Origin of the sequence: Vibrio atypicus (genome assembly GCF_009811315.1) — a bacterium.
Classification (GTDB): domain Bacteria; phylum Pseudomonadota; class Gammaproteobacteria; order Enterobacterales; family Vibrionaceae; genus Vibrio; species Vibrio atypicus.
The window spans coordinates 1-21,531 of the sequence record NZ_BLID01000005.1 but is presented as its reverse complement, the minus strand read 5'-3'; the positions used below and the strand labels follow the sequence as shown (position 1 = coordinate 21,531).

The window sequence follows — 21,531 nt, the reverse complement described above, 5'->3', positions numbered from 1 at the left end:
AAGATATATTTATCATTTATGCGACAAATTAATATTAACAACTTTAAGTAATCGTCTAAGAAGAGAAAGCGCAAGGACTTTTCCTTACCCCAACACCTTATACACCGTCGTCCGACTACACCCAAGCTCTTTACTGATCGCGTGCTTATTCACTCCCTGATCTGCAAGTTCCTGTATGCGTGAATGTAAAGTCTTATCGAGAGTCGAATAGCCAAATCAGAAGCCAACCTAACAGCAGTGAGGGAATCTCTTGTTTTTAGACTAAGTGTTAGCTGGTGGTGCTTGCCATTATTCCTAATGCTCCACCGAAAGGTATAAACACCCGTTCGACTGGTGAAAAGGTACAATGCTTTACGTGAGGGTAAACGATGGTTTAATAGCATGTGTTAGCTCCAGTGTGGGCTACTGCTATCTTGTAGAACCTTCAGATATGAAAAAAAGGCCTGATAAATCAGACCTTTTAGAATGTGGCGGTGAGTGAGAGATTCGAACTCTCGATACGTTGCCGTATACACACTTTCCAGGCGTGCTCCTTCAGCCACTCGGACAACTCACCGAATCAAATTGTGGTTGGTTTCGTTAACCAACGAGGCGCTAATTTAATGATTCTATTAGGTTAGGTCAAGTCCAATCCCTAAAAAAAGCGCCCTATTGCGTTTGTTTGGTTATTAACTGGCTAATTCGATTGTGAATCAAGCAAATTAGGCCTCTTGATAGTAGCCAGGTACGCGAAACCACTTACGACACATATCTAAGAAGTAACCGTAAAGTACGCCCATACCGCAAGAAACGACAGCGTTAGAGGTTACCGCTGTGATGATTTGATCGGTAGAAGCACCGACAGTAAACAGAATCGCGGCATAAACTGGTGATTGAAACAAAACATACGCCACCAAATCAGACAGGTTCTTCATTACGCCAGTGTCAGAGATTCTCGCGCCTTGGCGTAGCACAAAATCTCGGAATAGGCCGTAAGGGAATGCAATCGCGATATTTACTGGAATAGACAGAGTTCGCGAAGCCAAAGATTGTTCAAAGGTCATGCCTGAAATAAAAATCTCAATGATCATTCCTGAGATAAAACAGAACACCACCATGGCGAACGTATCCGCTGCGGCATTGCGAATACAAAAAGGCCCGCGAGACTTCATTACTTACTCCAAAACAAATAACTAGCAAAACATCAAATATACAACACGAAAAACTAACTAAAAATCACACTAGTAGTTTATATCGCTATTAAAACACCAATTATCTAGTTTTAGATTTCAAATTTAAAAACAAGCGGTAAATAAACAACCAAATTTGTAAGTAAACTTGGTCTAAATCACTACTTTTCCGCCACAAGGTCAAAAAACAGTCAAATCATGTAATTTAACTACAGAACTCAGTTACTTGAACGGCAAATAAATCTATGTCTCCCTGATTCGGAGCCTCATTATTATTTAGATTAGCGTCGATACGCTCAATGCATGAGGTTAATAAAGGGTTCGCTTCGACATCAATCTGCCCACAAATTCTCTGGAATGAACCTAATGCTGCTCTATATTCACAGTTTTCAATCGCCATAAAGCATGCCACTAACAACTCTTCCACACTTTCTTCTACCGAGCTAGATTGTGTTTTAAGTAGCTTCGGCTGATATTGGTACAGCTTCTCAACGTAAGTAAATAGGGCGTCATCAAGATCATTTTCATCGATGGGCTTCGAGATAATGTAATCCACCCCTGCTTTGTGCATGCGTTCACGGGTATCTTTAAACACATCCGCAGTACAACCAAATATCAGCAATTGGGACTTACTATCATTCAGCGCTCGAATCGTCGTTGTTGCTTCTACCCCATCCATGACTGGCATATGGTTATCCATCAAAATCAAATCATATTGCCCTGTAACAACTGCATGCACGGCCAGCTCGCCATTCTCTACACATTCGCAAATAAAGCCTTTGTTGGTCATAAAGGTTGTCATGATGATCGCATTCGTTCGATTGTCTTCGACGATCAGCACTTTTAGGCCTTTGTAATCTAATTTTTTATGCTCTTTCGCTTCAATAGAGATGGCATCACAGACTTCCATTTGTAATTTAACTTCAAAACAAGAACCAATGCCCGTTTCGCTAGTTAACTGAATATCTCCATCCATTAACTCACACAGTTGCTTCACGATAGCAAGGCCTAGACCTGTCCCGCCAAAACGTCGAGTCGTAGAGGATTCAGCTTGTTCGAATGGGTTAAAGATCTTGGCTTGAGCCTCTTTGGCAATTCCAATTCCGGTGTCTCGTACTTTTATTTGCAGATAGTTATAGCCATTCACCGTAATTTCACTGAAGTGTACTTCTACATATCCATGAGAAGTAAACTTGACGGCATTATTGAGTAAGTTAAATAAAATCTGACGCAAGCGCGCCTTATCGGAGCGAAACCACCTGTCTATCGGCACGTCGGAAACTATTTTAAATTGCAAACCCTTTTCTGAGCACAGCGTGTGATAAACACTGTTGATACTGCCCAAAATTGATTCAAGTGGAAATGGATTGCACTCTAACTCCAGATGTCCCTGCTCTATCTTAGAAAAGTCGAGAATCTCATTGAGTAGCGTCATCATGTGATCGCCAGAGTCATACAAGGTACGAAGGTGTTTACGCTGCTCTTTATCCATCTGGGTTTTCAATAAGATCTGAGCGGTACCTAGCACACCATTCATTGGCGTTCTGATCTCGTGAGAAAGGGTCGCCAAAAACGCACTCTTCGCTTTAGTCGATGCCTGCGCTTTGACCTTTTCGGCTTCTATGTAAACGGTTTTTTGATTAAAGGTATCAATGAGGTGTCTAATTTCATCCCGGCTATTGTAACGAATATCGATGATACCGCCCTCTTTCGAATCATCGACGTTTTTTGCAATAGCGATAACTGGCGAGATCAAGAAACGGTTAATCAGAAAGTAACCAAGCATTACGCACAACAACATGATCGGGATGATGCCCGTCTCTACTTTAGAAACCACATCATAAACTTGTTCTGCTACGATGCGCTTTGCATTGACGACATCCACACTCCAATTAAAGTCGCCAAAGCTAAATTGGCTGATGTATATCCCTTCTACGATTTGAAAGTTATGTTCAGTAATCATCTCTCCATAGGAATCTCGTAATATCACTCCCAAGTCATATTCTTCAGCGTGGCGGCGTACAAAGTTCACTAAGCTTTCGAGTGAGATGTCTACCGTCGCAACCCCAGAAAACACGCCATCAATATAATAAGGCGTTGAGGCAGTGATCATTTGAACCTGCGTAAAAGGGTCAATATACACCTGAGACCAAGACACGGTACCAATCGGAGTATTTACAACAGAGGTATACCAAGATTCGTTATCGTAGCCACCAGATTGAGGGTTATCCCAAGAATACACTCGGTCGACTACACCATCTTCTGAGCGATTGAAGAATAAGCTTGAATAAGCCATATCGTCATATATGGAATAGGGAATCGGCCAAAGCCCACCACTAATGGTGACGCCTTTCACTAAGGAAAATAGGCTATGAAGAAGTTCTGCCTGATGTTCTTGGGTTTCGTGGTTGCTGCCAATACTGGCCACACTTTGTAAAATACCGAGTGAACTGTTTATCGGCTCTTGAATTTGAACTGCTATGAGCTCGGTACGCAAATCAAGATTCTTTTTCAATTGATCACGAGTCGGCGGTTCTACCACTTGATAGCTGACCGTACCAATAAGAGCAATCACCACCGCAAGGTAAAATGCGAGCGCGTAAATACTTTTTCGTTTGAGCGAGGAGCGTATATCCATAACCAATTGAATTTTTGTTGTTTACCAAAAATTATAGTGAATATTTGGTACCTTCAACCTTTTTATCGCCCACATCGCCTGTTAACATTGCGCAATCACAACTCAATCACATTTATGGTATTTACATTGAGCCTTACAGACCTTCTTGCTCTACCTGAGCTACAAGACAAGCTGATCAACGAAGCAAAAACGCGTGGTTTTGTAACCGCTATGGCAACTGCACCGAACGTTTTACCACCTGAAGAGTGGCTGCCCTTCTTATGGGGCGGTGAAGATGCTGCACCTTTTTCTTGTGGCGAACAGTTTGAAACGTATGTCGAGCTGATCGTTGCTCTTTGGAATGAGTACCGTCCAGCCTTGTTAGATAACGAGTGGCAATGGCCTGAGTCTTGCGCGCTAGATGAAGAAGAGATCGTCAATGAAGCGAGCCGTGATTTTTGTGAAGGCTTCCTTCAAGGTTGGCAGCTTGCGCGTGATGATTGGGAAACCATCATGCCAGAAGACAGCGAAGATAGCGCACTACTTGGTGGCGTACTGCTGTCACTTAGCATGTTGTATGATCCTGAAACCTCTATCGCGACATTGAGCGAGCAAGGTATGGAAGGTTTAGATCAGTTTACTGAAATCTTTAACTCTGTACCTATGATGCTTTGTGGTTTAACGATGCGCGGCGCGGCATTGGTTGAAACAAAATAAAGTTTAGCTTGCTATAAAATATGCAAAAAGGGGCGAATTTCGCCCCTTTTTTAGATGATGACATGTGGGATATATCTCGCCATATCTTGCGTGACGAGCGAGGCGTCTTCACGAATCGAAATGCCTGCCGCTCGATCATTCACCAGCCAGCTACCGACTAAGGTGTGGTTCTCACCAAACTTAGGCAAAGGACAATATTGTTGAATGATCACATCATCAGAAGTATAAGGCCCTGCTGTTTTGATCACAGACTGCCCTCCTCGGACAATTTCAATATTCGCCCCTTCTCGTGAAAACAATGGCTTAATAACGTAATCCGTCAAAGCATTCGCTTTACGATCTTTGCCAAAGTAAGCAGGTAAAAGATTGGGGTGGCCTTCAAACTCTTTCCACAATAATGGCAGTAAAGCTTTATTAGATAGCACCGACTTCCACATAGGTTCAAGCCAGTTCACTTTGGCTGACGCTAAATGCGCAGAGTATTGATCCTCAAACATAAACTCCCAAGGGTAGAGCTTAAACATCCAACGAATGAGGCGGTTATTACTATCCACAAATTGGCCATTGGCATCTACACCAATATCTTCGACATAAACAAAGGCCGTTTGTAATCCTGCTTCTTTGGCGCAATCTTCAAGATACTGAACGGTGCCTTTGTCTTCTTCGGTATATTTGCAGCAAGAGAAATGCAACATTTGCCCAGGTTGAAGCGTGGCGATTTCTCTAAAACGCTCAATGAGAAAGTCTTGTAAGATATTAAACTGATCGGCCGAGCGAGGCATATTCCCTTGATTAACAATGTCTTCTAACCAGAGCCATTGCCAAAAGGCAGTCTCAAATAACGAGGTGGGCGTGTCAGCGTTGTTTTCATAGAGCTTCGCCGGCCCAGTGCCGTTGTAAGCGAAATCGAGTCGAGAGTAGAGTGAAGGCTCTTTACGCATCCATGATGAGCGCACCTCTCCCCACATAGAGCTAGGAATAGCAAAGCGAGTCAGTAACTGCTCGTCATGCACCACTTTATCGACAATCGACAAACACATCTGGTGCAGTTCTTCCGTCGGAGCTTCGAGATCTTGTTCTATTTGCTGGAGGTTAAATTGGTAGAAAGCCGATTCGTCCCAGTAGGGTTGATCGTACATTGAATGAAAACCAAACCCATACCTTTGTGCCAGCGCTTTCCAATTCGCTCTCTCTTTGATATCACGCCTTAGCATTGTTACCCGCCACGACTAGACGAGACCGCTTTACCAAAACCACCACGAGACATAGCCTTTCCAATGGTGCCACCTTTGCGTAAGCTACCGCTCGACATTTTCACCGTTTGAACTCGGTGAGAGCCGTAAAAGCTACCAGTACCAGAGTAATAGCCTTTCTTAAATCGATACATTGGCTGTGAGTAATAACGCTTCTTATAACCGTCGAAATCATCTAAATCGGTAGAATAGAAAAAACCGCTCATTCGAGGAATATAAGAAAAGTAACGTGAGCTGTAGTAGCAATCATCTTCACGAAAGTCATATTCGCACTCACGTTCTGTTTTGTATCTTGGTGCGCTTCGCTCGGCTTCATCCATCGCATCTTGGTAAGCCAATTCACACTGCTGTGCTTCTTCCGGGTTGTTATCTTGGCACTCGTTAGCATCATAATAGATCGCGCCCTCTGTCTTCGACTCGTACTGAGAGAAGATCATAAAGCCGCCAAACATAACAAACGGAAAGGCTTTACCAAGCGCCTTTTCCATTGAAGGGCGTTGGACATTAGAACTGCGTTTCATCCTGCCCCCTAGTACGACATACACGCAGCGTTAAGTACGCCGATAGAAATAGACACCGTTGCTAAAACAATCCCCGCAGGTAACTCGTCGTTTTCGACACGCTCTGCAATTTTAGGAACAAGAACAAAACGAACAATAGCAAACGCCATCATTTGAGCGACCATAGCCACCAGCCCCCAAACCGCAAAGTCCAGCAGGTTAACGGAGTTTTTCGCCGCCCCCGCGATAGCCAAACAGTAACCTAAAAATGCACCACTTAATGCAATGGCTGCTGTGGTGTTTTGTTTGTCTTTAATTAATTGCCACTCGTCATAAGGCGTTAAGCGAACATAGATAAACTTAAACGCCAGCACAAATAAGATGGATAAGCCAAAATAAAGCGCGAAGTTTGGGAAGCCTGCGAGTAGGCCAGATAACATTTCCATTATTTTTCCTTGTTCATTGACGTCCAGTCAAACGAGTCAATTCGTTCATCTGCAATATAAAATAGCTTGCTGCCGGCAGGCACTTTTCGTTCCAAATCAGGATTGAGCTCAATGCCATTGCCAATATCCATTGCAATTAATGTCGCTTGGTATTTTTTCTTAATAAAAGTGAAAATGGATTCCACCGAGGTTTCACTTTCGTTTGCAGGGTAACAAGTTGAGTACTGCGTCATGCCTCGGGTTGAAGCGAGTAATTCTTGGTGTAAAGCACTAGAGCCAGGATCGACTGCCGCTTTCGCTAGCATTTCCGCTCCAACCGCAGGAATACACTCCGCTTTCGGGCAATGCTGACTGAGTAAATGCCCAAGCGCATCATCTTTAAAATATGCCAGTAAATGAGCGTCTGGGTTGATGTTGGCGCAGTAAAGTGATGCAGACAGAGTAATGTCATCTTCTAGATTATCGACAATAATACAGCTCGCTTGCGATACCTTCGCCAACTTCATTTGTTGGCTGTCAGTGTAGCTAGTCACTTTGACAAAATTGATTTCACCCGGCAGCGGGTTTTCGATGTCTGATCGGCTACAAAGAACGATCGGTCTTTTGCCTTCTTCTTCATGTTGCAGCATACGAATCAAATGCGTCGTGCGCTGACCGTTCCAACCTAACAACAAAATATGATTTTCCACACGAACTCTCCGTTTACCCAAAATTCCAGCACGCCAATACTCTATCGCCCCACTTGCGATTCGCCCCAACAAGGCAGCAAACAAGCTCAAGCCTCCAGGAATCACAAACAGCACCACGACCCACTTGCCTGCATCCGAAGACGGTGAATAATCGCCATAGCCAACCGTTGATGCTGTGACCATTAAGTAGTAAATGAATGTAGAGAATTCATTCGTGAGCGATTGTTCTCCGGAGGCTTTCAAAAGCAGCCAAGAAATGACGACATAGAGTAGACTCAAGATCAGTAAGTTACGGTTACTTAACCGAAACACATGCGACCTGAACCACTTCTTCATAAACAACCAAACGGCCATATTCACACCCCTATTCATCAAGCTTGTGAATATAAAGGAAAAAGCAGACATAAAAAAACCAGCTCATTGAGCTGGCTTTATATATGTGATGTGGGTCACTCTAGATTAGGCGTTACCCTTCACTTGCAGATTTAACTGCTCAGCGAAATCAAGCATGCGATTAAGAGGAACGAGCGACTTAACGCGAAGCTCTTCGTCTACGAAAATCTCATGCTCTTCACCGCCATCTCGCAAGGCACTTTCAATCGCTTTAAGACCGTTCATTGCCATCCAAGGACAATGCGCACAGCTACGACAAGTTGCACCTGCGCCTGCTGTTGGCGCTTCAATCAGTTCCTTTTCTGGTACTAATTGTTGCATCTTAAAGAAGATACCTTTGTCCGTTGCAACGATCATCTTCTTCTGTGGTAGCTCTTTCGCCGCCTTAATAAGCTGGCTAGTTGAACCAACGGCATCCGCCAGTTCAACAACACTTGCTGGTGATTCTGGGTGAACAAGAATGGCCGCTTCAGGATAGAGCCCTTTCATCTTGCGTAGCGCATCAGCAGAGAATTCGTCGTGAACGATACACTCGCCTTGCCATAGCAGCATATCTGCGCCAGTCTTGTTTGAAATGTAAGAGCCTAAGTGGCGATCTGGGCCCCAGATGATTGGTTTATCTTCCGCATCTAGGTGCTCAACGATTTCTAGAGCAATACTTGATGTTACCACCCAATCTGCGCGCGCTTTTACCGCAGCAGATGTGTTGGCATACACAACAACCGTATGGTCAGGGTGAGCATCACAGAACTCAGAGAACTTATCCGCAGGACAGCCTAAGTCCAAAGAACATTCAGCTTCCAATGTTGGCATTAAAATACGTTTTTCTGGAGTAAGAATCTTGGCAGACTCCCCCATAAAACGAACACCGCCAATGATCAGCGTGCTCGCTGGATGACGGTTACCAAACTTAGCCATTTCAAGCGAATCACCAACGAAACCGCCCGTTTCTTCAGCGAGAGCTTGGATCTCTGGATCGGTATAGTAGTGTGCGATTAAAACCGCATCTTTCTCTTTCAGAAGCTTTTTAATATTGGCGATATACGCTTGTTTTTCGTCGTCTGTAAGAGGGATCGGTTTTGGTGGGAATGGGTATACAGTGTCAATTTTGTCTAAAATGTGGCTCATTGCTCTTGCTCTACGCAACTTCCGGTAATCCGAGTATTGTAACCTCAAGCGGAATCAAGATGCCAGTGTATAGGGGAATTACTTAGAAGCTTGTTAATCAGCCAACAAAAAGGAGTGCGTTGGCACTCCTCTTAATTTATTTAATACGCTCTTTCGCGAGTTTTGCTGACGCACTGTCAGGATATTCGCTTAATACTTGTTGATAATACTTGTTCGCTTGCTCTGCATTATTATTGCGGCTAGCAATATCACCTAATTTCACCAAGGCATCTGCCCGCTTGTTTGAATCTTTATAAGAGATCACGGCTGCAAAGCTCTTTACCGCTTCTTTATCTTGCTTTTTAGCAAAATAGAGCTGACCTAACCAATAGTGAGAGTTAGAGGTAAAAGAAGAGTCTGGGTAATCTTTTTGGAACTGTTGGAACGCAGCAATTGCGCCCGTATAGTCACGTTTTTTCAAGATAAGATCGACAGCGTCTTGATAAGCGGTTTGCTCATCCGCATTCGAGCTGAATGTGCCACCTGTCGACTTCTTAGTCGCGTCGTCAGCTTTAACAGCCGCTACCGGAGCAGCACTCACTTGACCACGCACTTTGTCTAATTCAATAAACAACTCTCTTTGACGCTGCAACATTTGCTGCATGTCATAGTTGTTCTTTTCCAATTGACCACGTAGCTCACTGATCTCAAGAGCCATCTCATCCAGTTGCTGCTGCATCTGCAATTGAACGCGGTTGCGGTTTTCAAGCAAACGCTCAAGGCGCTGCACGTCCGTTTCATTTGAACGAACAGATGATGTCGTTGCTGAATTACTGCCACTTAAATCGGATACTGGAGCTGGTGCAGCGAACACAGGGCCCGCTGCACTTGCCAGTAACGTAAGCGTAACAACGCGCTTTAGGTTACTGAACATAAGGATATTCCTTAATTAGTATACTAGAACAGCACGACGGTTCTTAGCGTATACATCTTCAGATTGACCTAGAAGAAGAGGCTTCTCTTCGCCGTAGCTAACAATCGAGATTTGGTCCGCTTGAACACCTAGTGCTTGAAGGTACTTAGCAACTGCAGTTGCACGACGCTCACCTAGTGCGATGTTGTACTCAGGAGTACCGCGCTCATCTGCGTGACCTTCTACAGTAACTTGTAGAGCAGGGTTTTTGCTTAGGAATGCTGCGTGTGCTGCTAGCATTTCTTCGTAGTCGCCTGCGATAGTTGCGTTGTCAAACGCGAAGTAGATAGTCTGAGTTTCGCGTAGAGCTTGTTCTTTTAGCTCTTGCTCTGTCAGTAGGCTGTTCTCATCGATTGGAGATACTACTGTACCGTCAGTCGTTTGAGATTGGTTAGTTTCTGTAGAACCAGAAGCGTTTGCTGCGTCATCGCTTGAACTACAAGCTGTAACAGCCAGTACTGGTAGCGCAATCAGTAGCCCTTTAAGAACTTTGTTTAGTTGCATTGTTGTTTTTTCCTTACTTATTGATACTTACTTGCTACAAAAACGGTGACCATGCAGGCGCACGAACTCGTCCATTTGTTGCCGGTAATCGAGCTTTAAAGCGACCATCTATTGAAACCATCGAAAGAACGTTGGTTTTATTGTAGATAGAGCTGTAAATAACCATTCCACCATTTGGTGCAATGCTTGGAGACTCATCAAGTAGAGTCTTCGTTAGAATCTGTACTGCGCCAGTTTCCAAATCTTGTTTCGCCAGATTAAAACCAGAGTTACTACGGTTAACCATTACTAAGAAACGGCCGTCTGGTGTAATTTGACCACCTAGGTTTTGGCTACCCTGCCATGTTAATCGGCTAGGAGAACCATTTGCTAAATCAACCTGATAGATCTGAGGACGACCGCCGCGATCCGAAGTAAAGATAAGGGATTTACCATCTGGATGCCAATACGGTTCAGTGTTATTTGAGCGACCACGAGTTATTTGCGTTAGCTTACGAGTTTTTAAGTCCAACGTGTAAACTTGCAAGCTACCGGTTTTAGATAGAACTAGGGCTAGCGTATTGCCATCTGGCGAGAATCTTGGTGCGCCATTATGACGAGGGTATGAGGTTACTTTCTCACGCTCACCGGTATAGATATTCATGATGAAAATTTCTGCCTGACCATTTTGGAAGCTCACATACGCCAGCTTTTGTCCATCAGGCGACCATGCTGGAGACATTAGCGGCTGTTTAGAACGAAGCACTAGACGCTCGTTGTAACCATCGTAGTCAGCAACACGTAGTTGATATGGGTATTTTTTGTCTTTGTCGTTAACAACAACATAAGCAATACGCGTTAAGAAAGCACCGCGTTCACCAGTAAGCTCTTGGTACACAAGATCAGAGATACGGTGCGCGTATTCACGTAGTCGCTCGCTAGGTACGGTTGCGCGTTTGTTGAACAATACATGGTACTTAGATAGTACAAGTTGGCCATCAGCACTTAGCGCCTTTCCTTGACCTTGCGTCAACTGACCGCGTACTACATCAACCAGTTGGTAATTGATAACATAATTGCCTTCTGCATTTTGCGTAATGCTACCGGTTAATAACGCATCAACACCAAGACCTGTCCATGCATCAAAATCCACTTCAGCTTCACTGTAAGGTGTTTGAGGCATTTTGCTAGTCGCAACTGGGCTGAATTTACCACTACGTTGTAAATCCGAGGCAATCACAGCTGACACATCTTGCGGTAGCTTAGTTGCTCCTTCCCATTTGAATGGAACAATGGCGATTGGTCGTGCCGAATCGATACCATCGGTAATGACAAGTTCAAGTGCCGCATTGGCTACCTGAAACGCGCCCAACACAGTGAGCATACATCCTAAAATTAGTCGCTTTAACACAAGCTTTTCCTTATTACTCAGGTACTACGGTTAAATTGATATTCTTCAACTTGCTGACCACATCTTGGTCTTTTGGCAAAGGAAACGTCCCCACCTGCGCTACTGCACGCTTTGTTGCTGCACATAGACGGCTATCACCATCTAGAACGCTAAGATCACCCACAATGGCGCCCGATCCTGTTGGGATCAAACGCAAATTAACCTTACACGACTTTCCCCTAAAGCTGTCCTCCAACAATAAGTTTTGTTGGATAAGCTGGGTGTAAATAGCGCCGTAGCGGTTGGCTTCACTCGTCGCAAACTGGCCGCGCGCATCACTGTTTTGCTCAGATTCTGTTTCTAGGCCAGCAAAGATATCGTTTAGAGCTGCTTCTTGCTCTTTGCGCTCGCGTTCAAGTTGCTCTAAGCGCTCTTTCTCTTTACGGGCTTTTTCTGCCGCTTCTTTTGCAGCCTTCTCTTTAGCAATACGCTCTTTCTCGGCTTTTTCAGCGGCTTCACGTTCACGTTTAGCTTTTTCTTGCGCTTCTTTCGCTGCTTTTTCACGTTCTAAACGCTCTTTTTCAGCTTTGGCAACCGCAGCCTCTTTCGCTAATCGTTGTTCTTCCGCCTTCTTAACCTCGGCTTCTTTCTTTTTCCGCTCAGCTTCAAGCTTTTCAGCACGTTGTTTCTCTTTGCGTACTCGTTCTTCTTCGGCTTTGCGTTCTTTCTCTTTTTCAATGCGCATACGCTCTGCTTCACGAGTCGCTTTCGCTTCTTTCGCTTGCTGTTCTTTTAGCTTGCGGATGCGTTCTTCTTCGGCTTTACGGTTTTTCTCAAGCTGTTCACTCTCACGACGCAACTTGTCTAATCTATCTTGCTCTTTCTTTGCGGCTTCTTGACGTTGGCTACGGATCTGCTGAGCTTGTTGTTTAACAAGTGCAGGATCGATCACCACGGCTTGAACCAATTGCCCTGTTGGCTCGGGTTTCGACATCGTGAAGTCCGCTCCCCAGATAAGCGCAATGAACAAGATCGCATGCAGTGAAGCCGATATTGCTATCGGCTTAGTGTAATCACTTTTTTTCTTAGGCTTACTATTCTGTTTCATAAACTCAGGGACTTATTCCTTGATGTCCGTCAGCAATCCAACTTTAGGAATCCCTGCTCGACCCAATTCGTCTAATACCAGTACCACTTCTGCATAAGGCGTAGCTGCATCCCCGCCCACCGCAACTGGTGAATCAGGTTTTAGAGATAACTCAGCTTTAACGCGCACGATGATGTCCTGTAAGGAAAGACCGTGCATCATCTCTTCATCGTTCACACTCAGGCCTAAATTTCCGTCACGATCAATTTCAACGATGATAAAGCTTGCATCACTTTCGCCGGCTAACTCAGAGGCTGGCTTTGCCGTGGCTGTTTTTGGCAACTCAACATCCACCCCTTGCGTTACAAACGGCGATGTCACCATAAAGATGATCAACAGAACTAACATAACGTCGATATAAGGCACGACGTTAATCTCCGCTGTCATCTTTCTCTTTTTGCGTTGATAGCCCGCCATCTCAGTTATTCCTTGTGCGCGCTATCACGGCCAGCCATTGCTTGACGGTGCAAAATGCTGTGGAATTCTTCGGAAAACGTCGCGTAGTTATGCTCTAGTTTGCCAACTTTATTGCTCAAACGGTTATAAGCCATTACCGCTGGAATTGCAGCGAATAGACCCATAGCAGTCGCAACAAGAGCCTCAGCAATACCCGGAGCAACCATAGCTAACGTTGCTTGTTTCACTTCACCCAGTGCGATAAAGGCGTGCATGATCCCCCATACCGTACCAAAAAGGCCAATATAAGGGCTGATCGAACCAACGGTTGCTAGGAAAGGCAGATTAGTTTCCAATTCATCGACTTCACGGGCAACGGCAACACGCATAGAGCGACCAGTACCTTCCATAATAAAGTCTGGTGAATCTGCGTTTGATTTGCGTAGACGAGCAAACTCAGTAAAGCCTGAATAAAAGATCTCTTCCGTTCCCGCCAGTTCATCTTTACGCTTCTTAGCGTTTTGATAAAGGATAGAAAGATCGGTGCCCGACCAGAACTTGTCTTCAAATGTTTCGGCATCTTTTGCCGCTTTCGACAAAACCTTGCTGCGTTTAATGATCATTGCCCATGAAGCAATCGACATACCTAACAAGGTCAACATCACCATTTTTACTAACAGACTTGCTTGTAAAAACAGGTCAAGCATTGAAATTTCAGCGGTCACTATGAGTTAACTCCATAACTATTGATTGAGGGATCGCTTGCGGCCTCATTTTCTCATTATCGATACATGCTACCTTAACCATTGCCTTACACAATGTTTTGCCGTCAGGATTTACGATCTCCTGACAGAAGGTTAAAGATGCTTTTTTCAGTTCTGCAATATGAGTCTTGACCAGCAATTGGTCGTCTAGGCGTGCACCTTGCAGAAAATCGATGTCCATGTGTCGGACTACAAAACCAATCTTTTGTTCCAAAAGAGAGTGTTGTGATACGCCAATTGTGCGAAGTAGCTCCGTACGAGCTCGTTCGAAAAACTTGAGATAGTTTGAGTGGTATACCACTCCACCAGCGTCGGTATCTTCATAATAAACCGTTACTGGCCAGTCAAAAATTGCTTGGGCTTGTTGCACATCTATAGCCTATTAACTGATTGAAGAGCTTTACTATAACGCAACTCGGCGCTGTTTATGCAAGGGTTAATTGAGGTTTTCAAAGATTGAAACAAAAAAATAGCGCCAACTATCATTTGTTGGCGCTATTTTAATAAATATACGAATGATTTTTAATCAGCCCAAATTAGAGCAGTCGAATCAGGGTTAAGTAACTCAAAATCGAAAGTGAAAAATACGGGCTGAATAGGACCTGCCAATACCAATTGCGTGGTTTAAAGCTCAATCCAAATACCATGCTTGAGCAAATAGCCCAAATCAAAAGTGGTGAAATTAAAGCATTAAACCCACCGATAGAGGCGGAGTAAGCTTCAGGATCCCACATCACCATAGCAACGTGATAAAAACCTAAAACAAGTGATAAGACCCTAAGCAGGGTCTTATCCAATGGTGCATGCAGCTTAGCTACCTGCGCAGCGAGATTACTCACTGTCTTTGTCCATCATTTCTGAGTGCTCTAACCAAAGAGCGTTGATGATACCGAATGCACAAGCAAGTAGTACACCTAGAATCCATGCGAAATACCACATAGTAATTGCTCCTTAGTAAGCTGAAACGTCGTTGTCTTCGATGTGTTTCTTATCAAGACGACCAAACATTTTGTAGTATGTCCAAGTCGTGTAAGCAAGAATCACAGGAACCATAACTGCAGCTACAGCAGTCATTAGGCCAAGCGTCAATTCACTCGCCGTTGAGTCCCACATAGTTAAGCTGTGACTAGGTACTAGGCTTGAAGGCATTACGAATGGGAACATTGCAAAGCCAGCAGTCAAGATAACACCTGCGTTAGACAAGCTTGAAAACAAGAATGCAAAACCACCACGCTCAAAGCGAGACGCAATCACAGCCAACAGCGGCATAAACACACCAAGGATTGGCGCAGCCCACATTGCTGGGTAAGTTTCGAAGTTTGCCATCCAAGCACCCGCTTGTACTGCCACTTCTTTGTTTAGTGGGTTTGAATCTGCCATTGTATCAAGCGTACTTGTAATTACGTAGCCATCAATAGACTGAACCCAGAAACCACCAATAACAAACAATGCAACTGCAACTAGACCCGCGATTTGCGCCACGTTACGAGCACGAGTATGCAGCGCTTCAGTGGTCTTCATTTGTAGCCAAGTTGCGCCTTGAAGTACAAATAGCATCAGGCTCAATACACCACATAGAAGTGCAAATGGGTTAAGCAGCGCAAAGAACGAACCTTTGTACTCAGACATAAGCAGTGAGTTTAGCTCGAACGGTACACCTTGTAGTAAGTTACCAAATGCCACACCAAAGATGATTGGTGGAACAGTGCCACTAAAGCAAAGTGCGTAGTCCCAAGCTTGACGCCATTTAGGGTCTTCAATCTTAGAGCGGTAATCAAGAGCAAGTGGACGTAACCAAAGCGCGGCTAGAGTGACGTACATTGCTAGGTAGAAGCCGGAAAACGACGTAGCGTAAACAAGCGGCCATGCAGCAAATAGTGCACCACCAGCTGTGATTAGCCAAACTTGGTTGCCGTCCCAGTGAGGGGCAATCGTGTTTAGCATAATACGACGTTCAGTATCAGTTTTGCCGATCACAGGTGATAGCGACGCAACACCCATATCAAAGCCATCCGTTACTGCGAAACCAACTAGCAATACGCCAATTAGAATCCACCAGATGAGTCGTAAGATTTCGTAATCAAACATTTAATATTCCCTCACTTAAACTTCGACTGAACGGCCAACTTTGTCTTCTACAGACTGACCATTTTGTTCAAAGTGGTAGCGACCTGTTTTCAGGCTGCTTGGACCTTTACGTGCAAACTTAAGCATTAGGTACACTTCTGCAATTAGGAACACTGTGTAAAGTGCGATAATTGCAAATAGTGATGTCCATAGCTCACCTACTGTCAATGCAGAAGCCGCTACGTGCGTTGGTAGAATTTCACCAACAGCCCAAGGTTGACGACCGTATTCAGCAACAAACCAACCCGCTTCGATAGCGATCCATGGTAGTGGAATACTGAATAGCGCTGCTTTTAGGATCCAAGGTTTCTGTTCGATCTTCTGGCGACATGTTTGAACAAACGCAGCACCAAAGACGAATAGCATGATGAAGCCACACACAACCATGATACGGAATGAGAAGAATAGAGGCCATACTGTTGGGATTGAGTCATCCGCAGCAGCTTGGATTTGATCTTCTGTCGCATCAACAACGTTCTCTGTGTAACGCTTAAGAAGTAAACCGTAACCTAGATCACCTTTCACTTCGTCAAATGCAGCTTGGTTTTCTTCAGAGCGATCCCCCGCACGAAGCTTCTCAAGTAATTCGTACGCATACATACCCGTACGGATACGATCTACGTGCTCATCACGAAGGTCACGAAGACCCGTTACTTGCTCGTCAAATGAACGTGTCGCGATGATACCCATTACGTATGGAATCTTAATTGCGAAATCTGTGTGCATTTCTTCTTGATTTGGAAGACCAAATACTGTGAATGCTGCAGGTGCCGGTTCTGTATGCCATTCAGCTTCTACAGCCGCTAGCTTCACTTTCTGAACTTCACCTAGCTCGTAACCAGATTCATCACCTAGTACGATTACAGAAAGGATAGCTGCCATACCGAAAGACGCAGCAATAGCAAATGAACGACGTGCAAACGCGATATCACGACCTTTTAGTAGGTAGTAAGAGCTGATACCAAGAATGAACATTGCACCTGTGGTGTAACCTGATGCAACCGTGTGTACGAACTTAACTTGAGCTACTGGGTTTAATACAACCTCAGCGAAGCTCACCATTTCCATACGCATGGTTTCGAAGTTAAATTCAGCACCAACTGGGTTTTGCATCCAGCCGTTAGCTACCAAGATCCAAAGTGCAGAGAAGTTAGAGCCAAGAGCAACAAGCCAAGTTACAGCAAGGTGTTGACGTTTAGATAAGCGATCCCAACCAAAGAAGAATAGACCAACAAAAGTGGATTCTAAGAAAAAGGCTACGAGGGCTTCGATCGCGAGCGGCGCACCGAATATATCACCTACGTAATGGGAGTAATAAGACCAGTTAGTACCAAACTGGAATTCCATGGTAAGGCCAGTTGCCACACCAAGTGCGAAGTTAATACCGAAAAGCTTACCCCAGAACTTTGTCATGTCCTTATAGATTTGCTTGTCCGTCATTACGTACAGAGATTCCATGATGGCTAGAAGGAAAGCCATACCTAGAGTCAGTGGTACGAAGAGGAAGTGATACATCGCTGTTAGTGCAAATTGCAACCGCGATAGATCAACTACGTCAATCATGTTTGCTCCTATGTGTCGGCTGAAGACACTCTTTACATTGGTCCCTGCATAAGTAAGCGTTGTGAAGACTTAAATATTGTTACCGAAGAACGGCGTATTGTTGCAGGAATGTACCGTAACGGTTAGTTAATTGTTAAGCATGAGCTAATATAGCTGGCGCTAATATTACTGCTAAAAACAGATTGTTTCAAAAGGTTTATAGGAGAGTTCCGCTTTGATTTGTATCAACTTTTGTTTTGCATTTTTGATTAAAAAAGCGACAACTTGATCCAAATCAAGCATTTGAGAGGTCATTTGTTAAGTACAGGTAATCGATGGAGGGATACAAGTATTTATGCAGAACAATAACTTAACATCTGCAGTAAAGTTATTACCTAATTAGTGGTAGAAGGAATTTTTCAAACGTGATCTGGATCACTCGAAATAAAAAGTCAGCCAAGAGTGGCTGACCTGAAAACTTATTTTTCAATTCCGAAATGAAGATAGGCTCGATCCGTTGCAATTCGCCCTCTTGGCGTTCTTTGCAAATAACCTTGTTGAATAAGGTAAGGTTCAAGTACATCTTCTATGGTGTCTTTTTCTTCACCAATGGCTGCTGCCATATTATCTAGGCCCACAGGTCCACCACCGAATTTTTCCATGATCGCAAGCAGCAACTTACGATCCATATAGTCAAAACCTTGAGCATCTACGTCCAGCATGTTCAGAGCTTTATCGGCAATCTCTGCGCAAATATGGCCGTTACCTTTTACTTCCGCGTAATCACGAACTCGGCGTAATAGTCGGTTTGCGATACGAGGCGTTCCACGAGCTCGTCGAGCCACTTCTAATGCACCGTCAGCCTCCATAGAGAGACCTAAACAATCGGCACTACGTTGAACGATGTTTTGCAGGTCGGGAATATTGTAATACTCCAAACGCTGAGTAATACCAAATCGGTCGCGTAGTGGTGAAGTTAATGAACCCGCTCGGGTTGTTGCCCCAATCAAGGTAAAAGGAGGAAGATCGATTTTGATGGAGCGAGCCGCAGGCCCCTCGCCTATCATAATATCGAGTTGGTAATCTTCCATTGCTGGATAGAGTACCTCTTCAACCATAGGGCTTAAGCGGTGGATCTCATCGATAAATAAGACATCGTTTTCTTCAAGATTGGTCAACAACGCCGCAAGATCACCTGCTTTTTCAAGCACAGGGCCAGAAGTGGTACGAATATTTACCCCCATCTCGTTAGCAACAATGTTTGCCAATGTGGTTTTACCCAAGCCTGGAGGACCAAAAATCAAAAGGTGGTCGAGCGCTTCTTCACGCAATTGAGCCGCTTTAATGAAGATCTCCATTTGGCCACGAACATGATCTTGGCCTTTGTAGTCTTCAAGCTTTTTAGGTCGAATGGCGCGATCTATCACATCTTCTTCACGATAGATTGGGCTTTCTGGGGCGATCAGGCGATCCGCTTCAATCATTATTTTTGACCTTAACCGTTAAACCATAGACTTAAGGGATTCGCGAATCAGCTCTTCGCTACTCATACCCGGTTTTAGAACCTGAGAAACAACTTTAGAAGCTTGAGTCGGCTTATAACCTAAAGCAAGCAGTGCACTCACTGCTTCTTCTTCCGCACTGCTTTGTGAAGCTTGTGGCGCAGAATCAACCGGCGCTGCATCAGTAAACGGGGTAAACAGATCCCCTGCGCCCCAGCCTTTTAGTCGATCTTTCATTTCGACCACTAAGCGTTCTGCTGTTTTCTTACCAACGCCCGGCAGCTTAACCAGTGTTGAAACATCTTCGCGTTCCACGCAAGAAACAAACTGGCTTGCCGTCATACCAGACAAAATACCTAAGCCCAATTTCGGCCCAACACCATTTGCCTTAATTACTTCACGGAACAAAGCACGCTCTTTAACCGTATTGAAGCCATACAGTAACTGAGCATCTTCACGCACGACAAAATGAGTATAGATGATTGCTTCTTCACCTACGTTTGGCAGTTCATAAAAACAGCTCATCGGCATTTGAACTTCATAGCCGATACCATTGACTTCAATTAACAATTCAGGGGGTTGTTTTTCAATTAGAATGCCGCGCAGACGTCCAATCACGGTGTTTACTCTTTGGAAATGAATTTTCGACAGGATAATAAAGAACTGGATAGACATCCAGTTCTTTATTGTTTGATCTTAGATTTTTGAGACGACAAGATAGAGCCAATTTACAAGAAATCCACGACAACGATACGTATCTAGCGATAACGTCCTCGACGTGCGCTGGTCGCTTTCCCTGCCATCGCGATAAGAGTTTTATTGGTGTTGGCATGACAGATAGCCACACCTAGGGCGTCTGCGGCATCCGCTTGCGGTTTTCCGGGTAACTTAAGCATTTGCTGCACCATGTGCTGGACTTGCTCTTTATCTGCGCCGCCCGTACCTGTTACCGCTTGTTTAATTAATCGAGCGGCGTATTCGAAAACTTCAAGATCGGCATTCACTGCCGCAACAATGGCACTACCGCGCGCTTGACCGAGTTTCAGCGCCGAATCCGCATTGCGCGCCATGAACACCTGCTCTATCGCAAATACGTCAGGCTGGAACTGGGTGATGATCTCCGAAACACCAGCATAAATCTGCTTTAGGCGTCCCGGAAGCTCTTTCTCTGAGGTGCGTATGCATCCACTACCAAGATATTGGAGGTGACGCCCGTTCTGTCGTATGACCCCATAACCCGTGATTCGTGAGCCGGGGTCTATACCTAGTATTACTGACATTGATACCTGATATCGATATGATTTTCTTCAATCTGATATGGTAAAGCACACAGCCGACTATATCGAGGTAATTATTGCTCGACTAGACAAACCCGACTCCAAACTAACCTCAATGACAGGCGTCGCTTCTTCTGCGAGTTTTTCTCCGGTCCAGTAATCATACCAATAGACAGGCTGCTCAGCGGTTAGGGTAATACCTCGCGCTGGCTGCTGATAATTAAACAAACAGTGTAAATCGTTATGCGCAGTTAACGGCAAAAACGCGTGGTGTAAATTAAGTGCTGTAAAACGAGCCGCATCTTGGCAGTGCTTATGTCTCAGCACCAGCTTGGATAAGGTTTGTTTTGCAAATGGCGTAAGCTCTGGTAACGGGTCACCCGATAACAATAGACCACCGCTAGCAAGTAGCACATTACGATGAAACTCGTAATTTTGTCTTTCAGTGGCTTGATTCGGCAGGGAAACAAACGTCGCGCAATCAGGGTCAATTTGCCACAATTTACGATGCTGCCAACTGCGATAAAATGTCTCTTTAGCGATCTGTTCAAATCGAGTTTCGTTTCGTTCCACATCATCAGACACTCGCATTGCATCGACCAAACCTACTGAAGGCCACATAGGCGCATTACAGCCTAAAATAAGCCCATCACCCGCCCCTTTGGCGATCGCTTCCATACCAAGGCGATAAGCCTCTACACCGGTTATACCTGTTTGGCTACGTCGGCCCTTTAATGTACCCCAGTAATTGGCGTCCAGTTTGAATAGTTCAACACCCCACTCGTCACGCATTACTTTAATAACGCGAGTTAAGTGCTCTTGAACTTCAGGATTAGACGTGTCTAGAACATACCAAGGTGTACAGCGCCAACCAGCATACGTGACATCTTCCGCTTTAAGTAAGCGTCCGTCTTCATGCTTAGTATCAAGTTTGAAGTGCGACACTTTTTACAGATGCGCATGAATATACTCCTGAGGTGTAAAGAACCCAAGTCTTTTCCTTGGGCGCGAGTTTAGCTTTCCAGCTATTTGGTTACAG

22 protein-coding genes, 1 tRNA gene and 2 pseudogenes are annotated in these 21,531 nt (G+C 44.6%); 1 reads left to right on the top strand and 24 read right to left on the bottom strand.

All coding sequences use genetic code 11. The features are described 5' to 3' along the window. Positions 1 to 84 precede the first annotated feature (84 nt). From GVO60_RS11885 to GVO60_RS11870, 4 genes and pseudogenes are all read right to left on the bottom strand, one after another. Positions 85 to 198, bottom strand: a pseudogene (locus GVO60_RS11885) (helix-turn-helix domain-containing protein); the annotation flags it as partial. Between the two features lie 270 nt (positions 199 to 468). Then, positions 469 to 556: transfer RNA gene (locus GVO60_RS11880), tRNA-Ser, on the bottom strand. A 145-nt stretch (positions 557 to 701) separates the two neighbouring features. Further along, a complete protein-coding gene (locus GVO60_RS11875; protein WP_159654271.1) occupies positions 702 to 1,151 on the bottom strand; it encodes an L-alanine exporter AlaE in 450 nt (149 codons plus the stop codon). 223 nt (positions 1,152 to 1,374) lie between these two features. Continuing rightward, complete coding sequence (locus tag GVO60_RS11870; protein WP_159654269.1) at positions 1,375 to 3,807, bottom strand: hybrid sensor histidine kinase/response regulator; 2,433 nt, start codon at positions 3,805 to 3,807, stop codon at positions 1,375 to 1,377. 126 nt (positions 3,808 to 3,933) lie between these two features. On the opposite strand from GVO60_RS11870, the gene GVO60_RS11865 reads away from it, so the two are divergent. Further along, a complete protein-coding gene (locus tag GVO60_RS11865; RefSeq protein ID WP_159654267.1) occupies positions 3,934 to 4,503 on the top strand; it encodes a UPF0149 family protein in 570 nt (189 codons plus the stop codon). Positions 4,504 to 4,553: 50 nt separating this feature from the next. On the opposite strand, the gene GVO60_RS11860 is transcribed toward GVO60_RS11865, so the two are convergent. The 20 genes and pseudogenes from GVO60_RS11860 to GVO60_RS11765 form a co-directional block, all read right to left on the bottom strand. Next, complete coding sequence (locus tag GVO60_RS11860; protein WP_159654265.1) at positions 4,554 to 5,717, bottom strand: glutathionylspermidine synthase family protein; 1,164 nt, start codon at positions 5,715 to 5,717, stop codon at positions 4,554 to 4,556. Positions 5,718 to 5,719: 2 nt separating this feature from the next. Further along, positions 5,720 to 6,277 carry a DUF1190 domain-containing protein gene (locus GVO60_RS11855; RefSeq protein WP_159654263.1) on the bottom strand — a complete coding sequence of 186 codons (558 nt, stop codon included), beginning with the start codon at positions 6,275 to 6,277 and terminating at the stop codon, positions 5,720 to 5,722. 8 nt (positions 6,278 to 6,285) lie between these two features. Then, entirely contained in the window at positions 6,286 to 6,702 is a 417-nt protein-coding gene (locus GVO60_RS11850) for a DUF350 domain-containing protein (RefSeq protein WP_159654261.1), read from the bottom strand. After that, positions 6,702 to 7,745, bottom strand: a complete 1,044-nt coding sequence (locus GVO60_RS11845) for a potassium channel family protein (protein ID WP_159654259.1) — start codon at positions 7,743 to 7,745, stop codon at positions 6,702 to 6,704. The genes GVO60_RS11850 and GVO60_RS11845 overlap by 1 nt, the downstream gene beginning before the upstream one ends. Positions 7,746 to 7,850: 105 nt before the next feature. Continuing rightward, positions 7,851 to 8,912 (bottom strand): quinolinate synthase NadA, encoded by a 1,062-nt coding sequence (gene nadA / locus GVO60_RS11840; RefSeq protein ID WP_159654257.1) that lies wholly within the window; start codon positions 8,910 to 8,912, stop codon positions 7,851 to 7,853. Between the two features lie 136 nt (positions 8,913 to 9,048). After that, positions 9,049 to 9,825, bottom strand: coding sequence for a tol-pal system protein YbgF (gene ybgF / locus GVO60_RS11835; protein WP_159654255.1), 777 nt, complete (start codon positions 9,823 to 9,825; stop codon positions 9,049 to 9,051). Positions 9,826 to 9,840: 15 nt separating this feature from the next. After that, on the bottom strand, positions 9,841 to 10,368 hold the full coding sequence (gene pal, locus GVO60_RS11830; protein WP_159654253.1) for a peptidoglycan-associated lipoprotein Pal: 528 nt from the start codon (positions 10,366 to 10,368) through the stop codon (positions 9,841 to 9,843). A gap of 34 nt (positions 10,369 to 10,402) precedes the next feature. Further along, positions 10,403 to 11,731, bottom strand: coding sequence for a Tol-Pal system beta propeller repeat protein TolB (tolB, locus tag GVO60_RS11825; RefSeq protein WP_371862456.1), 1,329 nt, complete (start codon positions 11,729 to 11,731; stop codon positions 10,403 to 10,405). Between the two features lie 40 nt (positions 11,732 to 11,771). Next, the gene (gene tolA, locus GVO60_RS11820) at positions 11,772 to 12,845 is read right to left on the bottom strand and encodes a cell envelope integrity protein TolA (protein WP_159654249.1); all 1,074 of its coding nucleotides are present in this window, start codon (positions 12,843 to 12,845) and stop codon (positions 11,772 to 11,774) included. A 12-nt stretch (positions 12,846 to 12,857) separates the two neighbouring features. Then, complete coding sequence (locus tag GVO60_RS11815) at positions 12,858 to 13,301, bottom strand: ExbD/TolR family protein (protein ID WP_159654247.1); 444 nt, start codon at positions 13,299 to 13,301, stop codon at positions 12,858 to 12,860. Positions 13,302 to 13,306: 5 nt separating this feature from the next. Beyond that, the gene (tolQ, locus tag GVO60_RS11810) at positions 13,307 to 14,005 is read right to left on the bottom strand and encodes a protein TolQ (protein ID WP_159654245.1); all 699 of its coding nucleotides are present in this window, start codon (positions 14,003 to 14,005) and stop codon (positions 13,307 to 13,309) included. Next, positions 13,995 to 14,414 carry a tol-pal system-associated acyl-CoA thioesterase gene (gene ybgC / locus GVO60_RS11805; protein ID WP_159654243.1) on the bottom strand — a complete coding sequence of 140 codons (420 nt, stop codon included), beginning with the start codon at positions 14,412 to 14,414 and terminating at the stop codon, positions 13,995 to 13,997. The genes tolQ and ybgC overlap by 11 nt, the downstream gene beginning before the upstream one ends. Before the next feature lie 166 nt (positions 14,415 to 14,580). After that, positions 14,581 to 14,883: a cyd operon protein YbgE gene (gene ybgE, locus GVO60_RS11800; RefSeq protein WP_159654241.1), complete on the bottom strand. Its 303-nt coding sequence runs from the start codon at positions 14,881 to 14,883 to the stop codon at positions 14,581 to 14,583. Then, the gene (gene cydX / locus GVO60_RS11795) at positions 14,876 to 14,983 is read right to left on the bottom strand and encodes a cytochrome bd-I oxidase subunit CydX (RefSeq protein ID WP_000270284.1); all 108 of its coding nucleotides are present in this window, start codon (positions 14,981 to 14,983) and stop codon (positions 14,876 to 14,878) included. The genes ybgE and cydX overlap by 8 nt, the downstream gene beginning before the upstream one ends. Before the next feature lie 12 nt (positions 14,984 to 14,995). After that, positions 14,996 to 16,132: a cytochrome d ubiquinol oxidase subunit II gene (gene cydB, locus GVO60_RS11790; RefSeq protein WP_159654239.1), complete on the bottom strand. Its 1,137-nt coding sequence runs from the start codon at positions 16,130 to 16,132 to the stop codon at positions 14,996 to 14,998. Positions 16,133 to 16,147: 15 nt separating this feature from the next. Further along, positions 16,148 to 17,734 carry a cytochrome ubiquinol oxidase subunit I gene (cydA, locus tag GVO60_RS11785; RefSeq protein WP_159654237.1) on the bottom strand — a complete coding sequence of 529 codons (1,587 nt, stop codon included), beginning with the start codon at positions 17,732 to 17,734 and terminating at the stop codon, positions 16,148 to 16,150. Between the two features lie 458 nt (positions 17,735 to 18,192). Beyond that, positions 18,193 to 19,197 (bottom strand): Holliday junction branch migration DNA helicase RuvB, encoded by a 1,005-nt coding sequence (gene ruvB / locus GVO60_RS11780; protein ID WP_159654235.1) that lies wholly within the window; start codon positions 19,195 to 19,197, stop codon positions 18,193 to 18,195. 18 nt (positions 19,198 to 19,215) lie between these two features. Then, positions 19,216 to 19,833 (bottom strand): Holliday junction branch migration protein RuvA, encoded by a 618-nt coding sequence (gene ruvA / locus GVO60_RS11775; RefSeq protein ID WP_159654233.1) that lies wholly within the window; start codon positions 19,831 to 19,833, stop codon positions 19,216 to 19,218. Between the two features lie 140 nt (positions 19,834 to 19,973). Continuing rightward, entirely contained in the window at positions 19,974 to 20,495 is a 522-nt protein-coding gene (ruvC, locus tag GVO60_RS11770; protein WP_159654231.1) for a crossover junction endodeoxyribonuclease RuvC, read from the bottom strand. A gap of 57 nt (positions 20,496 to 20,552) precedes the next feature. After that, positions 20,553 to 21,413: pseudogene (locus tag GVO60_RS11765) on the bottom strand (alpha-amylase family protein); the annotation flags it as partial. Between the last annotated feature and the right edge of the window lie 118 nt (positions 21,414 to 21,531).